The 18,753-nt window shown below is 47.4% G+C and carries 12 protein-coding genes; 7 read left to right on the top strand and 5 right to left on the bottom strand.

From position 1 onward, the window contains the following. The first annotated feature begins 216 nt into the window (after positions 1-216). Together L6475_RS02695 and L6475_RS02700 are read left to right on the top strand one after the other, a co-directional pair. Positions 217-1,875, top strand: coding sequence for an SGNH/GDSL hydrolase family protein (locus L6475_RS02695; protein ID WP_237822272.1), 1,659 nt, complete (start codon positions 217-219; stop codon positions 1,873-1,875). Then, positions 1,876-4,488 carry a 3'-5' exonuclease gene (locus tag L6475_RS02700; RefSeq protein ID WP_237822274.1) on the top strand — a complete coding sequence of 871 codons (2,613 nt, stop codon included), beginning with the start codon at positions 1,876-1,878 and terminating at the stop codon, positions 4,486-4,488. Positions 4,489-4,535: 47 nt separating this feature from the next. Here the strand turns inward: L6475_RS02700 and L6475_RS02705 are convergent, their stop codons facing one another. From L6475_RS02705 to L6475_RS02720, 4 genes are all read right to left on the bottom strand, one after another. Next, positions 4,536-6,572 carry a heavy metal translocating P-type ATPase gene (locus L6475_RS02705; RefSeq protein ID WP_237822276.1) on the bottom strand — a complete coding sequence of 679 codons (2,037 nt, stop codon included), beginning with the start codon at positions 6,570-6,572 and terminating at the stop codon, positions 4,536-4,538. Between the two features lie 138 nt (positions 6,573-6,710). Then, positions 6,711-7,424, bottom strand: coding sequence for a glutathione peroxidase (locus L6475_RS02710; protein ID WP_237822278.1), 714 nt, complete (start codon positions 7,422-7,424; stop codon positions 6,711-6,713). Positions 7,425-7,491: 67 nt separating this feature from the next. Beyond that, complete coding sequence (locus tag L6475_RS02715) at positions 7,492-7,932, bottom strand: MarR family winged helix-turn-helix transcriptional regulator (protein ID WP_237822279.1); 441 nt, start codon at positions 7,930-7,932, stop codon at positions 7,492-7,494. A gap of 61 nt (positions 7,933-7,993) precedes the next feature. After that, positions 7,994-8,470, bottom strand: coding sequence for a glutathione peroxidase (locus L6475_RS02720; RefSeq protein ID WP_237823972.1), 477 nt, complete (start codon positions 8,468-8,470; stop codon positions 7,994-7,996). A 244-nt stretch (positions 8,471-8,714) separates the two neighbouring features. Here L6475_RS02720 and L6475_RS02725 point away from each other — a divergent pair, with 244 nt between their 5' ends. The 5 genes from L6475_RS02725 to L6475_RS02745 all read left to right on the top strand — a co-directional run bounded on the left by L6475_RS02725 (position 8,715) and on the right by L6475_RS02745 (position 14,310). Then, positions 8,715-10,880, top strand: coding sequence for a TonB-dependent receptor domain-containing protein (locus tag L6475_RS02725; RefSeq protein WP_237822280.1), 2,166 nt, complete (start codon positions 8,715-8,717; stop codon positions 10,878-10,880). Positions 10,881-10,903: 23 nt separating this feature from the next. Next, the gene (locus L6475_RS02730) at positions 10,904-12,115 is read left to right on the top strand and encodes a DUF4374 domain-containing protein (protein WP_237822282.1); all 1,212 of its coding nucleotides are present in this window, start codon (positions 10,904-10,906) and stop codon (positions 12,113-12,115) included. 247 nt (positions 12,116-12,362) lie between these two features. Continuing rightward, positions 12,363-13,181 carry an ATP-binding cassette domain-containing protein gene (locus L6475_RS02735; protein ID WP_237822284.1) on the top strand — a complete coding sequence of 273 codons (819 nt, stop codon included), beginning with the start codon at positions 12,363-12,365 and terminating at the stop codon, positions 13,179-13,181. Then, entirely contained in the window at positions 13,178-13,960 is a 783-nt protein-coding gene (locus L6475_RS02740; protein ID WP_237822286.1) for a hypothetical protein, read from the top strand. Before L6475_RS02735 ends, L6475_RS02740 begins: the two co-directional genes overlap by 4 nt. Beyond that, complete coding sequence (locus tag L6475_RS02745; protein ID WP_237822287.1) at positions 13,957-14,310, top strand: GntR family transcriptional regulator; 354 nt, start codon at positions 13,957-13,959, stop codon at positions 14,308-14,310. The genes L6475_RS02740 and L6475_RS02745 overlap by 4 nt, the downstream gene beginning before the upstream one ends. A 93-nt stretch (positions 14,311-14,403) precedes the next feature. On the opposite strand, the gene L6475_RS02750 is transcribed toward L6475_RS02745, so the two are convergent. Continuing rightward, positions 14,404-18,540, bottom strand: coding sequence for a hypothetical protein (locus L6475_RS02750; RefSeq protein ID WP_237822289.1), 4,137 nt, complete (start codon positions 18,538-18,540; stop codon positions 14,404-14,406). Between the last annotated feature and the right edge of the window lie 213 nt (positions 18,541-18,753).

An 18,753-nucleotide genomic window follows, 5' to 3' on the forward strand; every position in this document is an offset into this window, starting at 1 on the left:
GGCGATATCATAATTATTGCTTACTTTTGCAGACGGATTTGATTAGATAATCGTTAGAGTTGATGAACAATACGACGTAAGATAATTCTTTCAGAGTGTTGGTTCTCAACAAGTTAAGCGGATAGAAAGAGAAATGGAACGAGATTCTGTTCTCTCCGCATTTTTTTATTACTACCTTCTTAAAATAGTAAGTATTATTACAATTTTCTAAAACTTATGAATACAACTGTTTCTAATTACCAATCAATTAAGCTTCTTTTAGGTGTTGTTAATACCAAAAGAATTGCTGTCTCAGTTCTTTCACTCCTTTTCGCTCTCTCAGGCTCTGCCCAGCTCTATTTAAGGGGAAATATAGCTCCTCAGGGTGGTGTGGAGATTACAAATTTGGAAGGAAATATCTATTCGGGCGAAGTAACGCTTGATGATAAGAACGTGTTTCTGTTCAGTGATAAGTACGTTTATTTCGAAATTCCAAGCGAGAACTATCGTTCCGGAAATATCCGTATCAATGGAGGCACCTATTCAGTAACCTTTAATAAGCAGACCAAAGCCTGGACATTCTCGGCTCCTGTTGATGAATATCGTATTTCAGCATTCGGCTCGTCAGTATGCAACGGGCAGGGCGCTACCGGCAACAAAGGTTATGCCTATCTCTATGGAGAGTTGATGAAAGAACGTTATGCAAATGAGGTTTCTGTCAACCCTTTCTATACATCAGGCATTGCTATCGGCGGTAATACCACTAACGACCTGCTGAACAGATATGATGAAATGACACGCAATTATTCGCGCTATGTCATTATTGGGCTGTCGATGGGTAATGAGGGAATCCATGAGTCAACCAACAAACAGAATGTGCTGAACCAGTTCTCTACCAATATGCAGACCATCATCCGCAAAATCAAGAATGATGGCAAGATACCCGTGGTGATGAACAATTACACACGTGCTGACTTTACCCTTGAGGATTATGACTATATCAAGAAAATGAACCTGCAGATTCACGGATGGGATGTGGCATCCGTGAACACCCTTGGAGCCATTGACGATGGAACCGGTAAGTGGGCGTCAGGCTATCAGGCCGATAATGGACACCCCACCACTGGCGGTCATAAGGAATTTTTCTATGCTATGACTCCTTCGCTTTTTGATGCACTGGCCAGCGGTAAGGCTCAGCCTGTGCGCAATACTGCGAAGAGTATGACTTTGGAAAACGGCTCTCAGATAAAGTTCCGTGGCGAAGACGTTGTACATCCTTTTACTATTAGCGTTAGGGTGAAAGGTGCTGCTGCCGGCCGACTGTTCACCTATATGATGACTTCAGGAACTCGTGAGGGTAAGGTGACTGTTGATGCCGAAGGACATGTTGTCTATACGACTCCTACCAACAAAACGCTCACTACAACAGGAACCCTTGATGACAATAAGTGGCACATTGTTACCTTGACTCATTATTATGCTCAGGGACGCACCCTGCTCTATCTGGATAATGAGTCTGCTGGTGAACTCCGTGAGCGTGTCAGCTCAATTGCCGATGTGCTGATAGGCGATGAAGAGAAATCCGTAACTCGCCAGTTGAGCGAGCTGTTCTTCTGGCGTGCTGCAATCTCTCCTGATGAGGTGGCTGCAATGGTAAACGGCAAATTGTTGAAGTCGAGTCTGGAAATCTATGTGCCAACAGAGTCTGCAGAAGCATTGGATAACTTAGCAATGAGCACCAATACCGTTCAGTATGTTGATGCTACTACTTCGGTTTCATTGCCTAAAGCGGTAAAACCACTTCAATCGTCCAATACCTATGACCTTCAAGGAAGACTCGCATTGGCAGGTCAGAAAGGAATCCTAATAGAGAATGGCCGCAAGGTGATGAGATAAATGGAATTCAATAAAGAACAACTGGAAGTAATACAATCGGATGGGGGCTATCACTTAGTGTTAGCCCCTCCTGGTTGTGGTAAGACAGCTGTTCTGGCTGAACGCATTGTGTGGGCCTATCGGCAGGGTGTTCCTTTCAGTTCGATGGCATGTCTCACTTTCACTAACAGAGCCTCCCGTGGCATGCGTGACCGTATCTGGCAGCGCTTGCCAAATGCTGAAGGTCTTGATCTCCTTTTCGTAGGCAATGTTCATCGTTTCTGTTCACAGTTCCTCTACCGTAACGGTGTGGTGGCAGAGCAGACCACGGTAATTGATACGGATACCGTTTTTAGTATCATAGCCGATATCCTTGGAGAAGATGAACTGGTGGTGCTGGGTGACAATAAGCATCGGCAGCGCTACTCTCAACTGATGAACCTTCAGCATCTGATGCATCAGTGTGAGCATCATTATGAAGGGACATTGATGGTTCATCGTGATGCCTTGCCTCCTTTGCAGTTGAAAGAACTCTGTGTGGCTTTCAAATTGGAATACAATCAGCAGTCGGCCATAGAACTGTATCGCCATGCTGATTTCTATCTGAGTCAGGATGTAATTCTCAGTCGTGAGGCACGAGAGATACTGAAAGCCCTTGAAACCGCACGTCAGTATGAGCAGTATAAGAAGAAAAACGACCTGCTCGACTTTGAGGATCTGTTGCTTAATACCTATGAGTTCCTATGTGACAGCGCTCCGGATTCTCCCTATCGTAACAGCTACACTTGGCTGCAGATAGATGAAGTGCAGGATTTGAATCCCCTGCAGTTGGCCATCATCGATTTGTTCACTGCCCCCCATGCAACGGTGGTCTATCTGGGTGATGCCCAACAGGCAATCTTCTCATTCATGGGCGCGAAAACCAACACGCTGGAAATGCTGCGTGAGCGTTGTGGCGAAGGACAGTTTCATAATTTCTTTCAGAACTATCGTTCGCCGAAGTATCTCCTTGATGTATTTAATGAATACGGACAGAAACAACTGAACATCAGCGCCGACTTGTTGCCAACTACAACCAATCTTCAGGAGAAACACCGTGGTGACCTGGTGCTTGCCGATAGCGACACCAATATTGACGAGGTGAACCTTGTGGCACGTATGGTACGCAGACTGTATGAGGCCTATTCTGAGGAAACGACAGCCGTTGTGGTGACTTTCAATAGTGATGCCGATGAGGTGAGCGCAGCATTACCCGATATACCGCATTTCAAAGTTTCGGGTACCGATCTTTTCTCCACTCCCGATGTTCGATTGTTGTTGGCACATCTCTCCGTGGTGGCTATGGAACAGAACTTTATTGCCTGGTCTATCCTGTTCCGCGGACTTCGTGTGTATAGCTCGCAGTCGGCCGCCCGACAGTTTGCACGCGCCTTAATGGATAAAGCTATCTCGCCGGTTGATTTGCTTACCTATGATGATTCTACCTATGTGGCCGAATTTGTAAAGGCCTATGGGCAGAGCGACTTTGTGGTGTTCGATACGGAGACCACGGGTCTTAGTGTGTTCGATGATGATGTGGTGCAGATAGCGGCTGTAAGAGTGAGGGACGGTAAGGTGGTTGATGAGTTGAATCTCTTCATAGAGACATCACGCCCTATCCCTGAAATGCTGGGCGAGGTACCCAATCCGCTTATTGAGGAGTATGCCCATCAACCGCATCTGGCACCCGATGAGGCTTTCAGACAGTTTGTGGAGTTTGCCCGTGATGCTGAGATATTGGGGCATAATGCCACCTACGACTATCAGATAATGGAGCATAATATGCAGCGCTATGCTCCGTCACTCTCCATGAAACGACTGTGGTCCCGCTATTTTGATTCACTGAAACTGATACGTTTGCTTAAACCCCGTTTGCGGAGCTATAAGTTGAAGTCATTGTTGGAAACACTTGGACTTGAGGGACAGAACTCTCATCTGGCCAATGATGATATTATGGCAACGCTCAGTCTGGTGAACTTCTGCTATGATGAGGCATGCCCCTTGATTGACGAGCAGTTGAAGTTTCTTGGCAGTCATCGTCATCCAATTGATAATTTCCGCAGAGTCTATCAACATCTTTATCTTTCAACGGTTGAACAACTCTATCAGCAACAGGAAGGTCCTCTGCTTTCGATGGCCTTACAACAGGCATACCATGTACTCCGGGAAGAACAAAGGGTAGGGGATATCCCCAAGTTGAACTATATATTAAGGTATATTGAGATAGATATGCTGACCCCACAGAGCGGACACTCTCTGGCTGAGCAGTTGTCAGCCCATATGGCCGACCTTAGTACGCTGAAAGAGGCCGACCTGTGTGGTTCTTCCAGTATCACCGACCGTGTGTTTATCTCTACTGTCCATAAAGCCAAAGGTCTTGAGTTTGACAATGTGATAGTGTTTGATGCCGTTGATGGCAAATATCCCAGTACCTATGGGGATGAAAATGAAGAGGCACGCAAGTTCTATGTAGCGATCTCGCGTGCCCGTCAACGTTTGGTGATTACTTTTTGTCACAATGCCGTTACGCCATGGGGACGGTGGTACACCAAGCAACTCACTCCCTTTATGGACTCCATTAAAAAGTTCTTTTAGTGGTTTGTTGGCATTATCTCAAAAATTCTTTTAGTGGACTGTTGACATTACCTCAAAGCCCTCATAGCGTTGAGAACAGCCAACAGCATAACACCTACATCGGCAAAAACTGCCATCCACATAGTACTTAAACCTATGGCTGCAAGGATGAGCACAGCTACCTTGATACCAATGGCCAACCACACATTCTGACGGGCAATGGTCAGCGTGCGCCGGGCAATGCTGATAGCCAAAGCAATCTTTGAGGGATGGTCATCCATCAGAACAACATCGGCAGCCTCGATAGCAGCATCACTGCCCAGTCCACCCATGGCAATGCCAACATCGGCACGAGCCAGCACAGGAGCATCGTTGATGCCATCGCCCACAAATGCCAGTCGGGTGCGACTGATGCTGGATCTCGTTTCTTCCAACAGACGCTCTACATGAGTCACCTTGTCGGCAGGCAGCAGTTCGGCATGCCATTCACTGAGTTCCAGTTTTGATGCTACATCGGCCCCCACTTCGCGGCGGTCTCCGGTGAGCATCACCGTGCGGCTGATGCCCAAAGCCTTCAATTGGCGGATGGCCTCGGCACTGTCATCCTTCAGCTTGTCGTTGATGACGATGTGACCGGCATACACACCGTTGATAGCTACATGGATGATGGTTCCTGTGTGGTGGCAATCGTGCCATTTCGCACCAATGGCATCCATCATCTTAATATTTCCCACGCACACCAGCTTGTCGCCCACCTGTGCACGAATGCCCTGTCCGGCTATTTCCTCAATGTTCTCGATACGGCAACCATCGGTAGCCTCGTCAGGGAAGGCATCGCGAAGGGCAGCGCCAATAGGGTGGGTAGAGAAATGCTCCACATGAGCAGCAAGGTGAAGCAGTTGATGCTCGTCGCAGGCATCAGGATGAACGGCCGTCACGCTGAACTGACCGTGGGTAAGCGTACCGGTCTTGTCGAAGACCACAGTGCCCACCTCTGCCAATACGTCCATATAGCTGGCACCTTTGATGAGGATGCCCTTGCGAGAGGCTCCGCCGATGCCGCCAAAGAAGGTGAGTGGAATACTGATCACCAGTGCACAAGGACAGCTGACCACCAAGAAGGTGAGGGCACGGTAGAGCCAGGTGGTGAATGATGTGCCAAAGGGTAAGCCGTAGAACAGGGTACTTACTGCAGGTGGTACCAATGCCAATACTACGGCAGCCAACACTACGATAGGAGTATAGATGCGGGCAAAGCGACTGATGAAGGCCTCGCTCTTTGATTTGCTTTCGGTGGCATTCTCTACAAGATTGATAATCTTTGAAACGGTGCTCTCGCCAAAGTCTTTTGTTGTGCGAACATATAGAACCCCGGAAAGATTCACACACCCAGAGATTACCTCGTCTTCCTCGGCCACTTCGCGAGGAAGAGACTCGCCTGTCAGTGCTACTGTGTTCAAGGCGGACTGCCCTTTCGTGATGACACCGTCAAGAGGAATCTTCTCGCCTGGACGAACCATGATTGTAGAACCGACGACCACCGTTTCAGGAGCCTTGTCAGTAATGCTCTCGCAGTTGGATTCATCCACCACGTGTGCCACGTCGGGGCGAATGTTCATCAGGTGGGCGATGCTTGCCCGGCTCTTTCCTTCGGCATAACCTTCGAACAGTTCGCCCACTTGAAAAAACAGCATGACGAAGACTGCCTCGGGGAATTCCGTCTCGGCGCCAGGCAGAAAACCTATGCAGAGTGCGCCCAGTGTGGCGATAGTCATGAGAAAATGCTCGTTGAAAGCATCGCCCTCCATAATACCTTCGAAAGCTTCTTTCAGCGTTTCATGGCCAACGGTCAGATAAGGAATAAGGTAGATGAGCAATAGTTGCCATGTAGGCAGTGCCCAATTCTTTTCGATGAGCACAGCGCTAATCAGTAATGCGCTACCTAAGAGAATCTGAAAGAGTTTTCCCCTTCCGCCTTCCTCATGTTCATGGTGATGTACATGCTCGTGGTGATGCTCATGTTCGTGGTGATGCTCATGTTCGTGGTGATGTACATGCTCGTGGTGATGTTCATGTTCGTGGCAGTTACAATGATGATGTCCCATAGTTCTTTTTCTTATGCTAAATTTATTTTTCTGGGTGCAAAATTAGCATAAAAAGAATGCAACCAAGTTGCAAATGCCAATAAATGTGCATTATTTGCAACCTGGTTGCATAAAAAAGGCAATCAACGTTTAACTGTCTTATTTCTTACAGCAATCACTTTTCTGTTTCTCGCAACAACTGCTTTCCTTCTTCTCGCAGCATTTACTCTGTTTCTTTTCGCAGCAATTGCTTTTCTGCTTTTCGCAGCAACCGAGAGCTTTCTGAATGTCTGCCTCGATGTCGCTCATCTTGGCAGTGGGCTCATAGCGTTTGAGAACCTTCCCGTCGCGTGCCACAAGGAATTTGGTGAAGTTCCACTTGATGCTGGGCGACTGGTCATAGTTGGGATCCTGTTTGCGGAAGTTATCGTCGAGCAGTTTTCCCAGCGGATCGTTAAGGTCGAAACCTGCAAACCCTTTCTGTGACTTCAGGTAAGTGAACAGTGGTGACTCAGCATTGCCGTTCACGTCGATCTTGTCGAACTGACGGAACTGAATGTTGAAGTTGGCAGTGCAGAACTCGTGAATTTCCTCTATTGATCCAGGAGCCTGTTGGCCAAACTGGTTGCAGGGGAAGTCCAGAATCTCAAAGCCCTTTGCCGAGAATTTCTCGTAGATAGACTCCAGTTCCTTGTACTGAGGTGTAAAACCGCACTTTGTGGCCGTGTTTACAATCAGCAGAACCTTGCCTTTGTACTCGTTGAGTTGAACGTTGTTGCCACCATCGTCCTTCACCGTGATGTTGTAAATGTCTTGCGCTGAGGCTGTCAGCAAGCTCATGATGCTCATGAGTCCTATCAATAATCGTTTCATGTTGGTTTTGTTTTTTTTATTTTCGTTTTTGTTTCCGTCTTTATTTTCGTTTTGTCTTCGTTTTTTCTTATTTCTTTAGACTGTCAATTAAAGTGTCTAGTTCTTTTGAAAGATTCTCGTAGTCGCTAAGCATCAGTGGACACGATTTGAGTTGTTCGCCCATGCCGGCAGGAATCTTCTCATAGGCCTTCTCTTCCATCGCCTTTCCAGCCTTGGTGAGCGATACTATCTGTTGGCGCTTGTCCTTCTCGCCTCTGCAGCGTGCCACCAGTCCCTGTTTCTCCATTCGCTGCAGCAGTGGGGTCACGGTGTTGGTTTCCAGCAGCAGTCGGTGGGCTATGTCATTCACCGGCTGTTGGTCTTTTTCCCAAAGAACCATCAATACGAGGTATTGCGGATAGGTGAGTCCCAGTTCGCTGAACATTGGTGTATAGGCTTGAGTGATGAGTCGAGCTGCTGTGTACAGACGAAAGCAGACCTGACGGTCGAGTCTTAATTCTTCGTGCATTTCTTTTCTTTTATATTATATAATGTGTGTGATAATAGAATACTTGCCAGTTTTCTATTTTTTATAGCATTTCTTGAATATACTTCTCTATCTTTGCCGGAGTTGTGGTAGGCGAGAATCGCTTGATGGTCTCGCCATCTCTGGAAATGAGGAACTTGGTGAAGTTCCACTTGATTCTCGAGCCGAAGAAACCCCTTGTGCGGCTCTTCAGGTATTTGAAGATTGGGTCGGCATCGTCGCCATTCACGTTGATTTTGCTCATGATCTGGAAGGTGACGCCATAGTTGCGCTTGCAGAATCCTTCAATCTCGCTGATAGTGCCGGGGTCTTGCGACAGGAACTGGTTGCAGGGAAAACCTATGACCACCAGCCCCTGGTCTTTGTATTTCTGGTTCAGGGCTTCAAGACCTTCAAACTGAGGAGTGAAGCCACACTTGCTGGCTGTGTTGACAATCAGAAGCACCTTTCCCTCAAACTGGGCAAAGTCCAATACCTCATTTTTAGCTGTCAGTGCTTTGAAATCATAAATCTTTTCCATCATAGTCTTGTCCTTTAGAGATTGCAAAGTTATGGAAAATATTTTGTATCGCAAGCGATTGAAGTAGAATATTAAGGTTGTTTAACTTTGAATCGCAAGCGATACATCCCCTTTTCTTAGTATGCTGTATGTGTATTATTTGCTTAGTTGCTGTATGAAGAATCATTGTTTTAAGGTATTGCGCAAGTTGGCCATTGTCAGTACCTTTGCACCGTTTTTCAGGAAATACAATCAATTAAGCATAATGGAAATAAACAGATTAATTTGTTTTTGTGTTCTCGGCAGCAGTCTGACTGGCTATGCACAGAACATGGACTCACTTTCTTACGGCAATCAGCAACTGCATGAAGTCCAGGTGGTGGCCAAGTCCAAGGCCCGCCAACTGCAGCAGCAGGCCTATGCCCTTTCAGTGGTTGACCTGGCAAAGGTCCATACCACCAATCCTACCCTCAGCAAGGTATTGAACCAAGTTACTAGTGTCCGCGTGCGTGAGGATGGTGGCATGGGCAGCAACTACAGTTTCTCAATGAACGGTTTCTCGGGCAATCAAGTGAAGTTTTTTCTTGACGGCATGCCCATGGACCATTTCGGCTCCAGTTTCAGTCTGGCCAGCATCTCGGCCAGTCTTGCCGATCGCATTGAGGTGTATAAGGGAGTGCTGCCCGTGTCGTTGGGTACCGATGCGCTGGGAGGAGCCGTCAACATCGTGTCGCGTGTGAATGCCAACTATCTCGATGCCTCTTACAGCATGGGCTCGTTTGGCACCCATCGTGTCAGTCTCGATGGTGCCTACACCGATTGCGCCAGCGGTTTCACGGTGCGCACAAATGCCTTCTTCAATTATTCGGACAACGACTATAAGGTAGATGCCCCCATTGTAGACCTTTCCACTGGCCTTACCATTGGTCAGCAACGAGTCAGACGGTTCAATGATCGTTACCATTCCATGGGTCTTCGGTTTGAGACGGGCTTGGTCAATAAAAGTTGGGCCGACTATCTTCTATTTGGCGTTATTGCCTCCGAGAACCGGAAGCAGATTCAGACAGGTGCCACGATGGATGCCGTTTATGGAGATGTGAAACAGCATAGCTATTCGCTGATTCCAAGTCTGCGCTATAAGAAGACCGACCTGTTTACACCTGGCATGGACCTTTCTCTCTTTGCCACTTATAATATGGTGAATGACTACAACACCGATACTGCTCAAGTTCGATACAACTGGTCGGGCGAACAGGCAGTGTCTAACAGTCGGGGTGAGGGCTATCTGACCGATGCCACTATCCACAATCGTGAGTGGCAGGCCATGGCCAATCTCAACTATGTCATTGACCGCTATCAAAGTCTGACGCTGAACCATGTGTTTACCACCCTTCGTCACAGGCAGGACGATGCCGAACATCCTGAGTATCCATTGAACAATGTGGCACAGAAACTGACAAAAAATATTACAGGCTTGGGATATCAGGTACGAGTGGGCCGTTGGACGGCAAATGTCTTTGGTAAGTACTATCAGATGCATTCCTCAACTCATAAGCTGTTAGACCAGTTCCTTGCCACAGAGCGATATGAGCAAGTGAGTGCCGACAAACGCCAGTTGGGCTATGGTGCTGCTACCACCTACTTCCTGTTGCCAGGATTGCAGGCCAAACTGAGTTTTGAGCAGACCTATCGCATGCCAGAAGCCCTTGAACTCTTTGGCGACGGTTTCCTCCAGAAAAGTAACACCGATTTGAGGCCCGAGAGTTCAAAGAATCTGAATGCAGGCCTGTTGTTTGACCATCGTTTCGGTCTCCACCATGTCATGGCTGAGGCTAATTATATCTACCGATACACCAAAGATTTTATCTACAAGGGAATCAGTCTGACGAACAATCCTACTACAGCTTACGAGAATATTGGCAAGGCTATTACCCATGGCATCGAGACCAGCGTTCAGTACGACTACAGCAAAACGGCCCATGCCGGTTTTAACCTGACCTGGCAGGACATTAAAGACCGTCAGAAAACAGACGAAGCCACCAACTCCTACGTGAGCAACGGCATTACTGAAAACCTGACCTATGGCCAGCGCATGCCTAACATTCCATACTTCTTCGTGAACGGCGACCTGAGTTGGAACTTCCACAATCTTCTGGCCAGAGGAAACACCCTCACATTGGCCTACGATTGCCACTATGTGTATAAGTACTATCTGAGTTTCCCCGGACTAGGACGCCCCGACAGTAAGAAATATATTCCTACACAGTTTTCACACAATGCCTCAATCACCTATTTGATGGCAGGAGGAAAATACAGCATAGGCATGGAATGCAACAATCTTTCCAACGAAGCCCTCTACGACAACTACCGACTGCAGAAGCCCGGACGTTCTGTAGCTATGAAATTCCGCTTGTATCTCTCTAAAATGTAGGAAGTTAAATTAATTCAAGAAAAATGAAACACTTTATTTATATATGCATAGTCATAGCTGCGCTCGGCCCCCTGTTGGCATCTTGCGACAGCGATATGGGCAGCACCGAAGTTCCCTATCAGCCCTATGTGATGGCACTGGGCATAACAGCCAACAATACCACTACCTATTATGTAGTGAACACCGCCGACCTCATGCGCACCGAAGGCACCATCAATGCCTTGGGCAACGGCATCGAACAGACCGGTTATCGTGACTATCAGCAAGCCGGACAAACAGTATTCTCTATTGGAGGCATGGGCGTTACCAGCGCTACAGGCGTTCAGCGCGATGCCGACGGCTTTATTCAGGAACGGGGACGTTTCGTGTTTAATGACACCCCCATTGGATTCTGCCAGGTAGATGACCATCACATGGCAGCCCTCGAACTGCCCACATCAACGAGCAAGGGTGGACGGCTGACTTTCTATACCGTTGACATCAACACCCTCGAACTCACCAACAAAGTGACCACCACCCCCGTGGCCCCCATGGACACCCACGACTGGCCCTACGTTACGGGCATGGAGTATGCCGGCGGGCATCTCTATGTGAGCTACGAGCCCATGAATCCCAACACCTTTGCCTCCGATTATGCTGATACTGCCTTTGTGGCCGTCTATTCTTATCCCGACTGCCAGTTCCGGGGCCTTATCAAGGATGTGCGCTTTGGCAATATAGGCTCGTGGAATGCCTTCAACGGACTACAGAAAGACGAGCATGGCGACCTCTATGCCATGTCCAACACCTCCATGGCCAACGGCTTTTCCCAGTCGCCCACTCACTGCGGCTTTCTCCGCATCAAGGCCGGGCAACTGCAGTTCGATCCCACCTACGCCTTCGACTTTGAGGCTCTCACCGGTCAGAAGGTGGCCCATTGGCTCTATCTGGGCGGTGGCAAGGCCTTTGCCGAGGTGACCACCCGTTTGGATGCGCCCGCTTGGAGCGATGCCGACTTGAAATGTTGTATCATCGATTTGGTAAATAAAACCTCCACCGATGTGGCCGGAATACCCGTTCACAATGGCAACGGCGGTCGCCGTTTTGCCTGCTTTTCCGAGAACGGCTTTGTCTATACCCCTATAGCCACCGCCGATGGCGTTTATATTTATCGAACAGATATAGCAACAGCCAAGGCCCAGCGTGGAGCCAGAGTAGAAGCCAGTTTCGTGGCAGGAGTATTCAGGGTGGAATAGAACTAATTAACGTTACCATAGATAATGCCCTTCGAGAGTTTATATTGCTCTTGGAGGGCTTTAAATGTTTATAGGCTTTTATTATATATGTACGCACGTAAAGGCTAAATGTTGAAATAATGTTAATTGTTATACGATTCTTTTCTTCAAATTTGCTTTGAGTATATAATATTTCTACTTTTGCAGTGTACTATTTTGGTGGTACACGTAAAACCGCCTATATCAACCTATTATAAACTATTATTCTATGATTGAGGTAAATAACATTTTCTTTAAGTACCCTGGCGCTAAGCAGCCAGTTTTCGATGATTTTAGCCTAAAACTGGAATCCAACCAAATCTATGGCCTATTGGGCAAGAATGGTACAGGCAAGTCCACTCTGCTCTATCTGATTGCCGGTTTGTTGCGTGCCCAAAAGGGTAGTGTGCGTATGGATGGCATTGAAACTTGGCGCCGAGATGCCGACGTGTTGAAAGATGTGTTCCTTGTTCCTGAAGAGTTCGACTTACCCTCTATGTCGCTCAGCAAGTATCTTGAGTATAACGCACCATTCTATCCCAACTTTAGCAGGCAGATTCTTGAAGCTTGTTTGCGTGACTTTGAACTGGATACTGAGCTGAACCTGAAAGTTCTCTCCATGGGACAGAAGAAAAAAGTATTCATGTCCTTCGCCTTGGCCACTAATACAAAGTATTTGCTGATGGACGAACCAACCAACGGCCTCGATATCCCTTCAAAGTCGCAATTCCGTAAGGTAGTTGCCCAGAACATGAGCGATGAGCGTACCATTATTATTTCTACCCATCAGGTGCACGATATTGAATCACTTCTTGATCACATTCTGATGCTAAACCAGCACGAGCTGTTGCTCAACGATTCGGTAACCGGTATTATGGAGAAATATGTGTTTGAGTATCGCCGTCAAGATCAGATGGAGGGTGTCATCTATGCTGAACCTACCCTGCAGGGCAATGCGGTGATTGCCCGTCGTCAGGTAGGTGACGATGAGACACAAGTGAATCTGGAACTATTGTTTAATGCTGTAACGAAAGGATTAGTAAAATGAAGAATTTTAATATGAAACGTTTCGGCTATGTGCTGAAACTCGACTTTGCTCAGGGTTATAAGTCTATATTATGGGGCTCGCTCCGCATGTTATTACTCTACCTGTTCCTTTTCTGGTTTGCCCACAAGACAAGTGGTGGCACCTACGATTATTACAATCTTGAAGGGTTTCTGAGGAGAGTTATTCAAACAGCCGCAGGTTTTTGTGATTTTTCCTTGTCCATCTTTTTCTTGGTTGTTGTAAGCATGATGTTTCGTGCTGAACAGAAGAAAGAAAACCGTGTTGTTTTGCTGATGCTTCCGGCTTCAAATCTTGAAAAATTTGTTTCGCGTTGGCTTTACGTGTTGGCCTACTCTGTCATAGGTGGTGTGGGTATGTTCTTTGTGGCCGATGCTCTCCACATGCTATATCTTTGGGCCACCGATTCAATTGTAATGTCGGCATCGCCAGTATTTTTAGACTATATCGTACCCGATCGCAAGACATTAACAGTCATCAACGTATATGTTGCCACAATCAGCGTATATACATTCTTCCTGCTGGGAGGAATATTCTTCAAGCGCAACAATTTCCTTATTTGTGCCACTTTGTTTGTGGTATTTATAACTGTTTTGGTGTTTAACACAATCAATATGCCCGTTTATCAGTCATCCCAACATTTTGGCACCACCTATATACACACCATTATTCATCTGTGCCTTATAGCCCTATTCACTTGGCTGAGCTATAGGCTATTCTGCCGTTGGCAAGTAGTAACCCATAAATATGCAAACATATGATTTTTACAAACGATAAAGCAATCTACTTACAAATGGCCGACCGACTGTGCGACGAGATACTTTCCGGCACCTATCAGGACGACGAACGCATCCCCTCGGTCCGTGAGTATGCCGTACTCTTAGAGGTGAACACCAATACGGCGGTAAAGGCCTACGACGAGTTGGCTCGCGCAAATATCATCTACAACAAGCGTGGTCTCGGCTATTTTGTTATGAAAGGGGCAAAGAAGCAAATTCTGAAAGAGCGCAAAAAAGAGTTCGTGAAAGAGCGACTTCCTGAACTCTTCCGGCAGATGCAGTTGCTTGACATCACTATTGATGATGTTGTTGAGGCTTACAACAATCAGTAGCGTTATTGCCAAAAAACAGAAATAAAGCGGGTAGCTATACCGAACTCTCTCGGATTTAGCTACCCGCTTTTTCAGGTTGTCAAGAACGATTATTTAGTATTTCATCTTTCTCGTGGTTCCATCTGACATTCTTACAATATAGATACGTCCTACTGATGGAGTGTTGGTACAACGGCCGTCGAGTGTATAATAGGAAACGGGGCTGACAGACTTCTGAATATCTTCTACGTTGGTAATATCAACATCAGCTATTCTTGCAGAAGCGTAGTTGCCCACATAGTAGATGCGGAAATTATCGAATATAGCCCAGTCGGCCGATTTCGATATGCTCTTTCGAACACCAAAGCGCAAAGTTCCATCAGCTACATAAACACGGAGAATATTCTCATAGAGGCCTGCCACGAAAGCCGTTTCGGCATCGTGCATGTTGTTGGGATAGGCAGTCAGTCCCGTTGCTGCCAGCAAATCGTTCAATCCAATACTACTGCGAAGACGTACAGCCTGAGTCGCATCGTTGGCATAGAATGTAGCCAACTTGTTGGTCTCGTTGTCGTTTACGCCATTACGATAGAAACCGTTGACGGTCAGAATATACCAGCCGTTCTGCATGCCGGTAAGTGTCTGATAGGTGTCAAAGGTCTTGTTGTAGTGCTCGGCATCGGTGTATGACTGGAAAGCAAATGCTGTTCCGCTCCAGCCGCTATTGTTGTTATTGTTGAAACCACCGTTGTTCACTGTTATCTCGTAGGCATTTTCTATGCGACAGTTCAGTCTGATATTGTCAAACTGCATCTGTCCGGCATAACGGTTGGTGTTATAAACAATGCTTCCCACCTTTACAAACGATGAGCCGATATTGATGCGTGTACCGTCAATATAGAGTGATGTGCCAGCTTGTGACGAACGCAACGAAACATGATGATTGATGGTAGGAGCAGTCTCTGACTTGAAGTAAGTGCCCTTCGTAACGCTGTAGTTGCCCACAACGTTTCCATTCACAACAATCTCGCCGTTGGTAGCTCCGGTGAAAGCGCGGAAAGTAGCTATTGCACCATTGTTCTCATCACGAAGCACAAAGTCGCCGGCACGGTCGGCATTGCTGCCAATAATAGATGTCTGGGCAAAGTCGAAATCAAACTGATAGACTGTGGTATTCTCATATTCTGCGATTTCGGGAAGTGTGAAGGTGGCTGATGTTCCGTTGTTGGCATCAAGCACACTCTTCAGCCAGATACATTTCGAACCGCTGGCACCATTGGTCTGCTGAACGGCAGTAAGGCGACTGCCCATTGCGATTGTCCAGTTGTCGAACCAGTCGGCATCTTCAAAGTTCTGAGTAAACACATCGAGGTAAATACCGTTGTCTATCTGATATGAGGCATCGATAGCGCCACCTACATGCAGGTAGTAGCTCTTATTGGAAGTGTTGAAGAATACGGTACCGAAGTGTCCGCCTACTTGGGCTGAGCATTCCACTCTTACGTCAAGCAGACTTGCCGATCCGGCAGCCATGCCCTGAAGTGTGCCCAACAAGTAGTCGCCGTCGGCAAGTGAACCATTTGAACGGATATCTATTACGGGCATCAGGTACTGAGGACCATACTGCCAGTTCTGGGTGCGTACAAACAGGGAACCTATGTTGAGGCGGTCACCATTGGCATTGCCGGCTCCATTGATGTCAAATACCAGTCGCGAACCTTCCTTAATGGTCAGGTTGCCAACTGTCATGTGGGCATAGCCGTTGTCGTTCACATAAGGAGTGGTCTTCAGGTTGCTGGTGATGTAAAGGGCTGAGCCATATTCCATTGAAACCGACTTGTACTGACTCTCGGCAGCATTCAGGTCTGAACCTAAGAACAACTCTGTAAAGCGGTTGGCCCAGATATCGCTGTTGGTGATGCTTCCGTTGCAAATCAACGCACCCTGCCATACATCTGTCTTACCAGAATGCGTATGAGTCTGATAGGGCAGATGAGCGGCTGAAGAACCTTGTTTGCAGAGATTCGTGGTACCGGAAAGACCGTTGCCAGTCAGACGGATACGATCCCATGTATGCTTGGTTTCGAGATACTGCACACGGTCGCCGCCTTCAATAGTGGTGCGCGAGTTCAAGAAGAGTGTTGAAGGTTTGGCTCCTGCGTTGATGTTTACTGAGTACTGTGAACCGTTGCCGTCGGGCCATACAAATACGTCTCTGCCGTTCAGCGAAGTGGTGATAGAACCATTGTTGCCAATGCCTGTGCGCCCTGTCCAAGTAAGTACAGGAGGCGCTTGGGTGAGTCCTTCCAGTTCGCCCACGAAGAAACTGGGGTGAGGAGGCTGGTTATAGCCTTCTGTCTGCCAGACCATTGCCTGACGATACTGGTGGTCGTACCAGAGAGACTGCATGCGGTGCTCGGTTGGCGTAACAGTAGTATAAACACGAATAAAACGGTTGTCGGATGAACGCATCACCAACTCTTCGCGCCAGTCGCCCAGGATATCGCCTGTGGCACAAGGATTCTTCTTGGTACCGTTGATGCAGGCAGTGGCATACGAGCCATGATTGGTGTCAAAGATGCGCTGTCCCAGTTTGTCAATATAAAGATAGCTCTCGTTCGAACCAGGACCATTGATAGTTTCCGACAGCAGGTCGCCATCCCAGTAGATACGGAAGTTCAAGGCCATGGGATAGGGCGTCTGCGCATTCCAGTTGTTGGCCATCCCGTTAATATATACAGGAGAGGTAGGATTAGGCTGTACATAGCTAAGCGGAATGATGCCCGATGCTGTCGATGCACCGATACCGCCAGGATACTGGTTGGTGAAGTTTCCGGCCATGGCACGTCCGTCGTCACCGCTGCCTGATGTGCGGGCATAGATCTCGCAGGTGGTGGCATTGCGGAAGTTGTTGCAAGGACGGTCCTCGTTGCAGGCAAAGGTCTCAAGACCGCGGCGGAACGGGTCCAGATCGCCCGTGTGTGAGGCATCGCCATGTCCCAGTCCTGTTGATGAGCATCCGTGCAGGGAGGTATCGCCGGTATGGAAGTCGAGCACCATTGAGCCATAAATGATTTCATCACTTCCGTCCTCATCAACATCAGCGATAGAGAAGTTATGGTTGCCCTGACCGTACCATCCGCTGTTGTTGTAACTGTGCCAGGTGTTGCCCACCTTATATAATTTATTAGTGCTCTTGTTCACACGATAGGTGCATGCATCAATCTTCGTATAGATGCCTCTGCCCAGGAAGATATAAGGATTCACACCGTCCAGATAGGGTGCCCCCATGAAATACTTACTGGAACGGTGACCGTAGGAGTCGCCCCAGTCGGACGCATTGCCTCGGGGTAATGGATAAGAGATGACGTCGTAAGTATATCCAGTACGTCCGTTGATATACATGAGCCATTCTTCACCAGCATTCGAGAAAGTCATATTGGCAGTGTGGGTGATACCGTTCCTGATGTTCTCGTTTACATTGCCGATGGTCTGAGTGGTACCATCTGAATGGTGAATCACCGTATTTGCACCGCCTCGGTATAGCACCTCACAGGCCCCGTCCTCGTTCCAGTCGAAGGCTACGGCATCCCATTGCTCGTCGGCACCATAACAGATATTCGGACCGCAATCTATCCACCACAAACGGCCATAGTTAATACTTGATGCATAGACTTCTATCTGGCAGTACATCTGATAGTTGTTGGCTGGGAAAAGATTGTCCTGGTCGGTCTGGTTTTTGCGCTTTACAATGAAGTCGATCTTGCCGTCACCATCCACATCGCCCAGCGATATATCGTTAATCACATAGTTGGCCATGGCTGTCGATGGATTGTTCTGCTTCCATACTGTGACACCATTTCGTGCCTGAACATTGGAAACAGGGATTTCCAAATACTGATTCTGCCAAGGTGTTACGGCTGCACATTGCTGTCCTTCCACACCATTTCTCACTGCGGCAACGGTGTACTGGCTGGAAGTGCTGCCACCAGCATCAGCATAGTTAGAGGCATACAGGTTTTGGGCAATCAGAGAACCGTTTCGGTAAAGTTTATAGGTCACATCGTAATACTCATCGGCCTGTACACGCCAACTGACATATACACCCGAAGAAACTTTTACGGCTACCAGACCACGGTCTAACTGGTCTGTCTTTCGCTGAGCATTGGCATTGCTCACGAATACTGATGAAAGCATGGCAAGTACTGCCACACGTCCATACCTTCTGAGAAAGTTATACAATCTTCCCATTTTTGATAAGTAATTAGGTTAATTAAAAAGAAATTATTGGTTAGTAAAAAAAAGTAGTAATTGCGTTTAGGTACTGCAAAAATAGATGATTGTTGTCGTAATGACAATTATTTCCCTTAAAAAGTGTGAGAATGAATCAAAAATAAAAGTTTTTGTGTCAATAATTACATCCTGTTGCTGTAAAAGCACTACCTTTGCAACTTTAAAAACCAA

The sequence above is a fragment of the Prevotella sp. E9-3 genome (genome assembly GCF_022024015.1).
In the GTDB taxonomy this organism is placed as follows: domain Bacteria; phylum Bacteroidota; class Bacteroidia; order Bacteroidales; family Bacteroidaceae; genus Prevotella.

Coding starts and splice junctions, on each gene's coding strand:
- L6475_RS02710 (WP_237822278.1), bottom strand. CDS start 7,424: ATGAAACGATTATTGATAGGACTCATGAGCATCATGAGCTTGCTGACA.
- L6475_RS02745 (WP_237822287.1), top strand. CDS start 13,957: ATGATTTTTACAAACGATAAAGCAATCTACTTACAAATGGCCGACCGA.
- L6475_RS02700 (WP_237822274.1), top strand. CDS start 1,876: ATGGAATTCAATAAAGAACAACTGGAAGTAATACAATCGGATGGGGGC.
- L6475_RS02730 (WP_237822282.1), top strand. CDS start 10,904: ATGAAACACTTTATTTATATATGCATAGTCATAGCTGCGCTCGGCCCC.
- L6475_RS02695 (WP_237822272.1), top strand. CDS start 217: ATGAATACAACTGTTTCTAATTACCAATCAATTAAGCTTCTTTTAGGT.
- L6475_RS02735 (WP_237822284.1), top strand. CDS start 12,363: ATGATTGAGGTAAATAACATTTTCTTTAAGTACCCTGGCGCTAAGCAG.
- L6475_RS02740 (WP_237822286.1), top strand. CDS start 13,178: ATGAAGAATTTTAATATGAAACGTTTCGGCTATGTGCTGAAACTCGAC.
- L6475_RS02720 (WP_237823972.1), bottom strand. CDS start 8,470: ATGGAAAAGATTTATGATTTCAAAGCACTGACAGCTAAAAATGAGGTA.
- L6475_RS02715 (WP_237822279.1), bottom strand. CDS start 7,932: ATGCACGAAGAATTAAGACTCGACCGTCAGGTCTGCTTTCGTCTGTAC.
- L6475_RS02705 (WP_237822276.1), bottom strand. CDS start 6,572: ATGGGACATCATCATTGTAACTGCCACGAACATGAACATCACCACGAG.
- L6475_RS02725 (WP_237822280.1), top strand. CDS start 8,715: ATGGAAATAAACAGATTAATTTGTTTTTGTGTTCTCGGCAGCAGTCTG.
- L6475_RS02750 (WP_237822289.1), bottom strand. CDS start 18,540: ATGGGAAGATTGTATAACTTTCTCAGAAGGTATGGACGTGTGGCAGTA.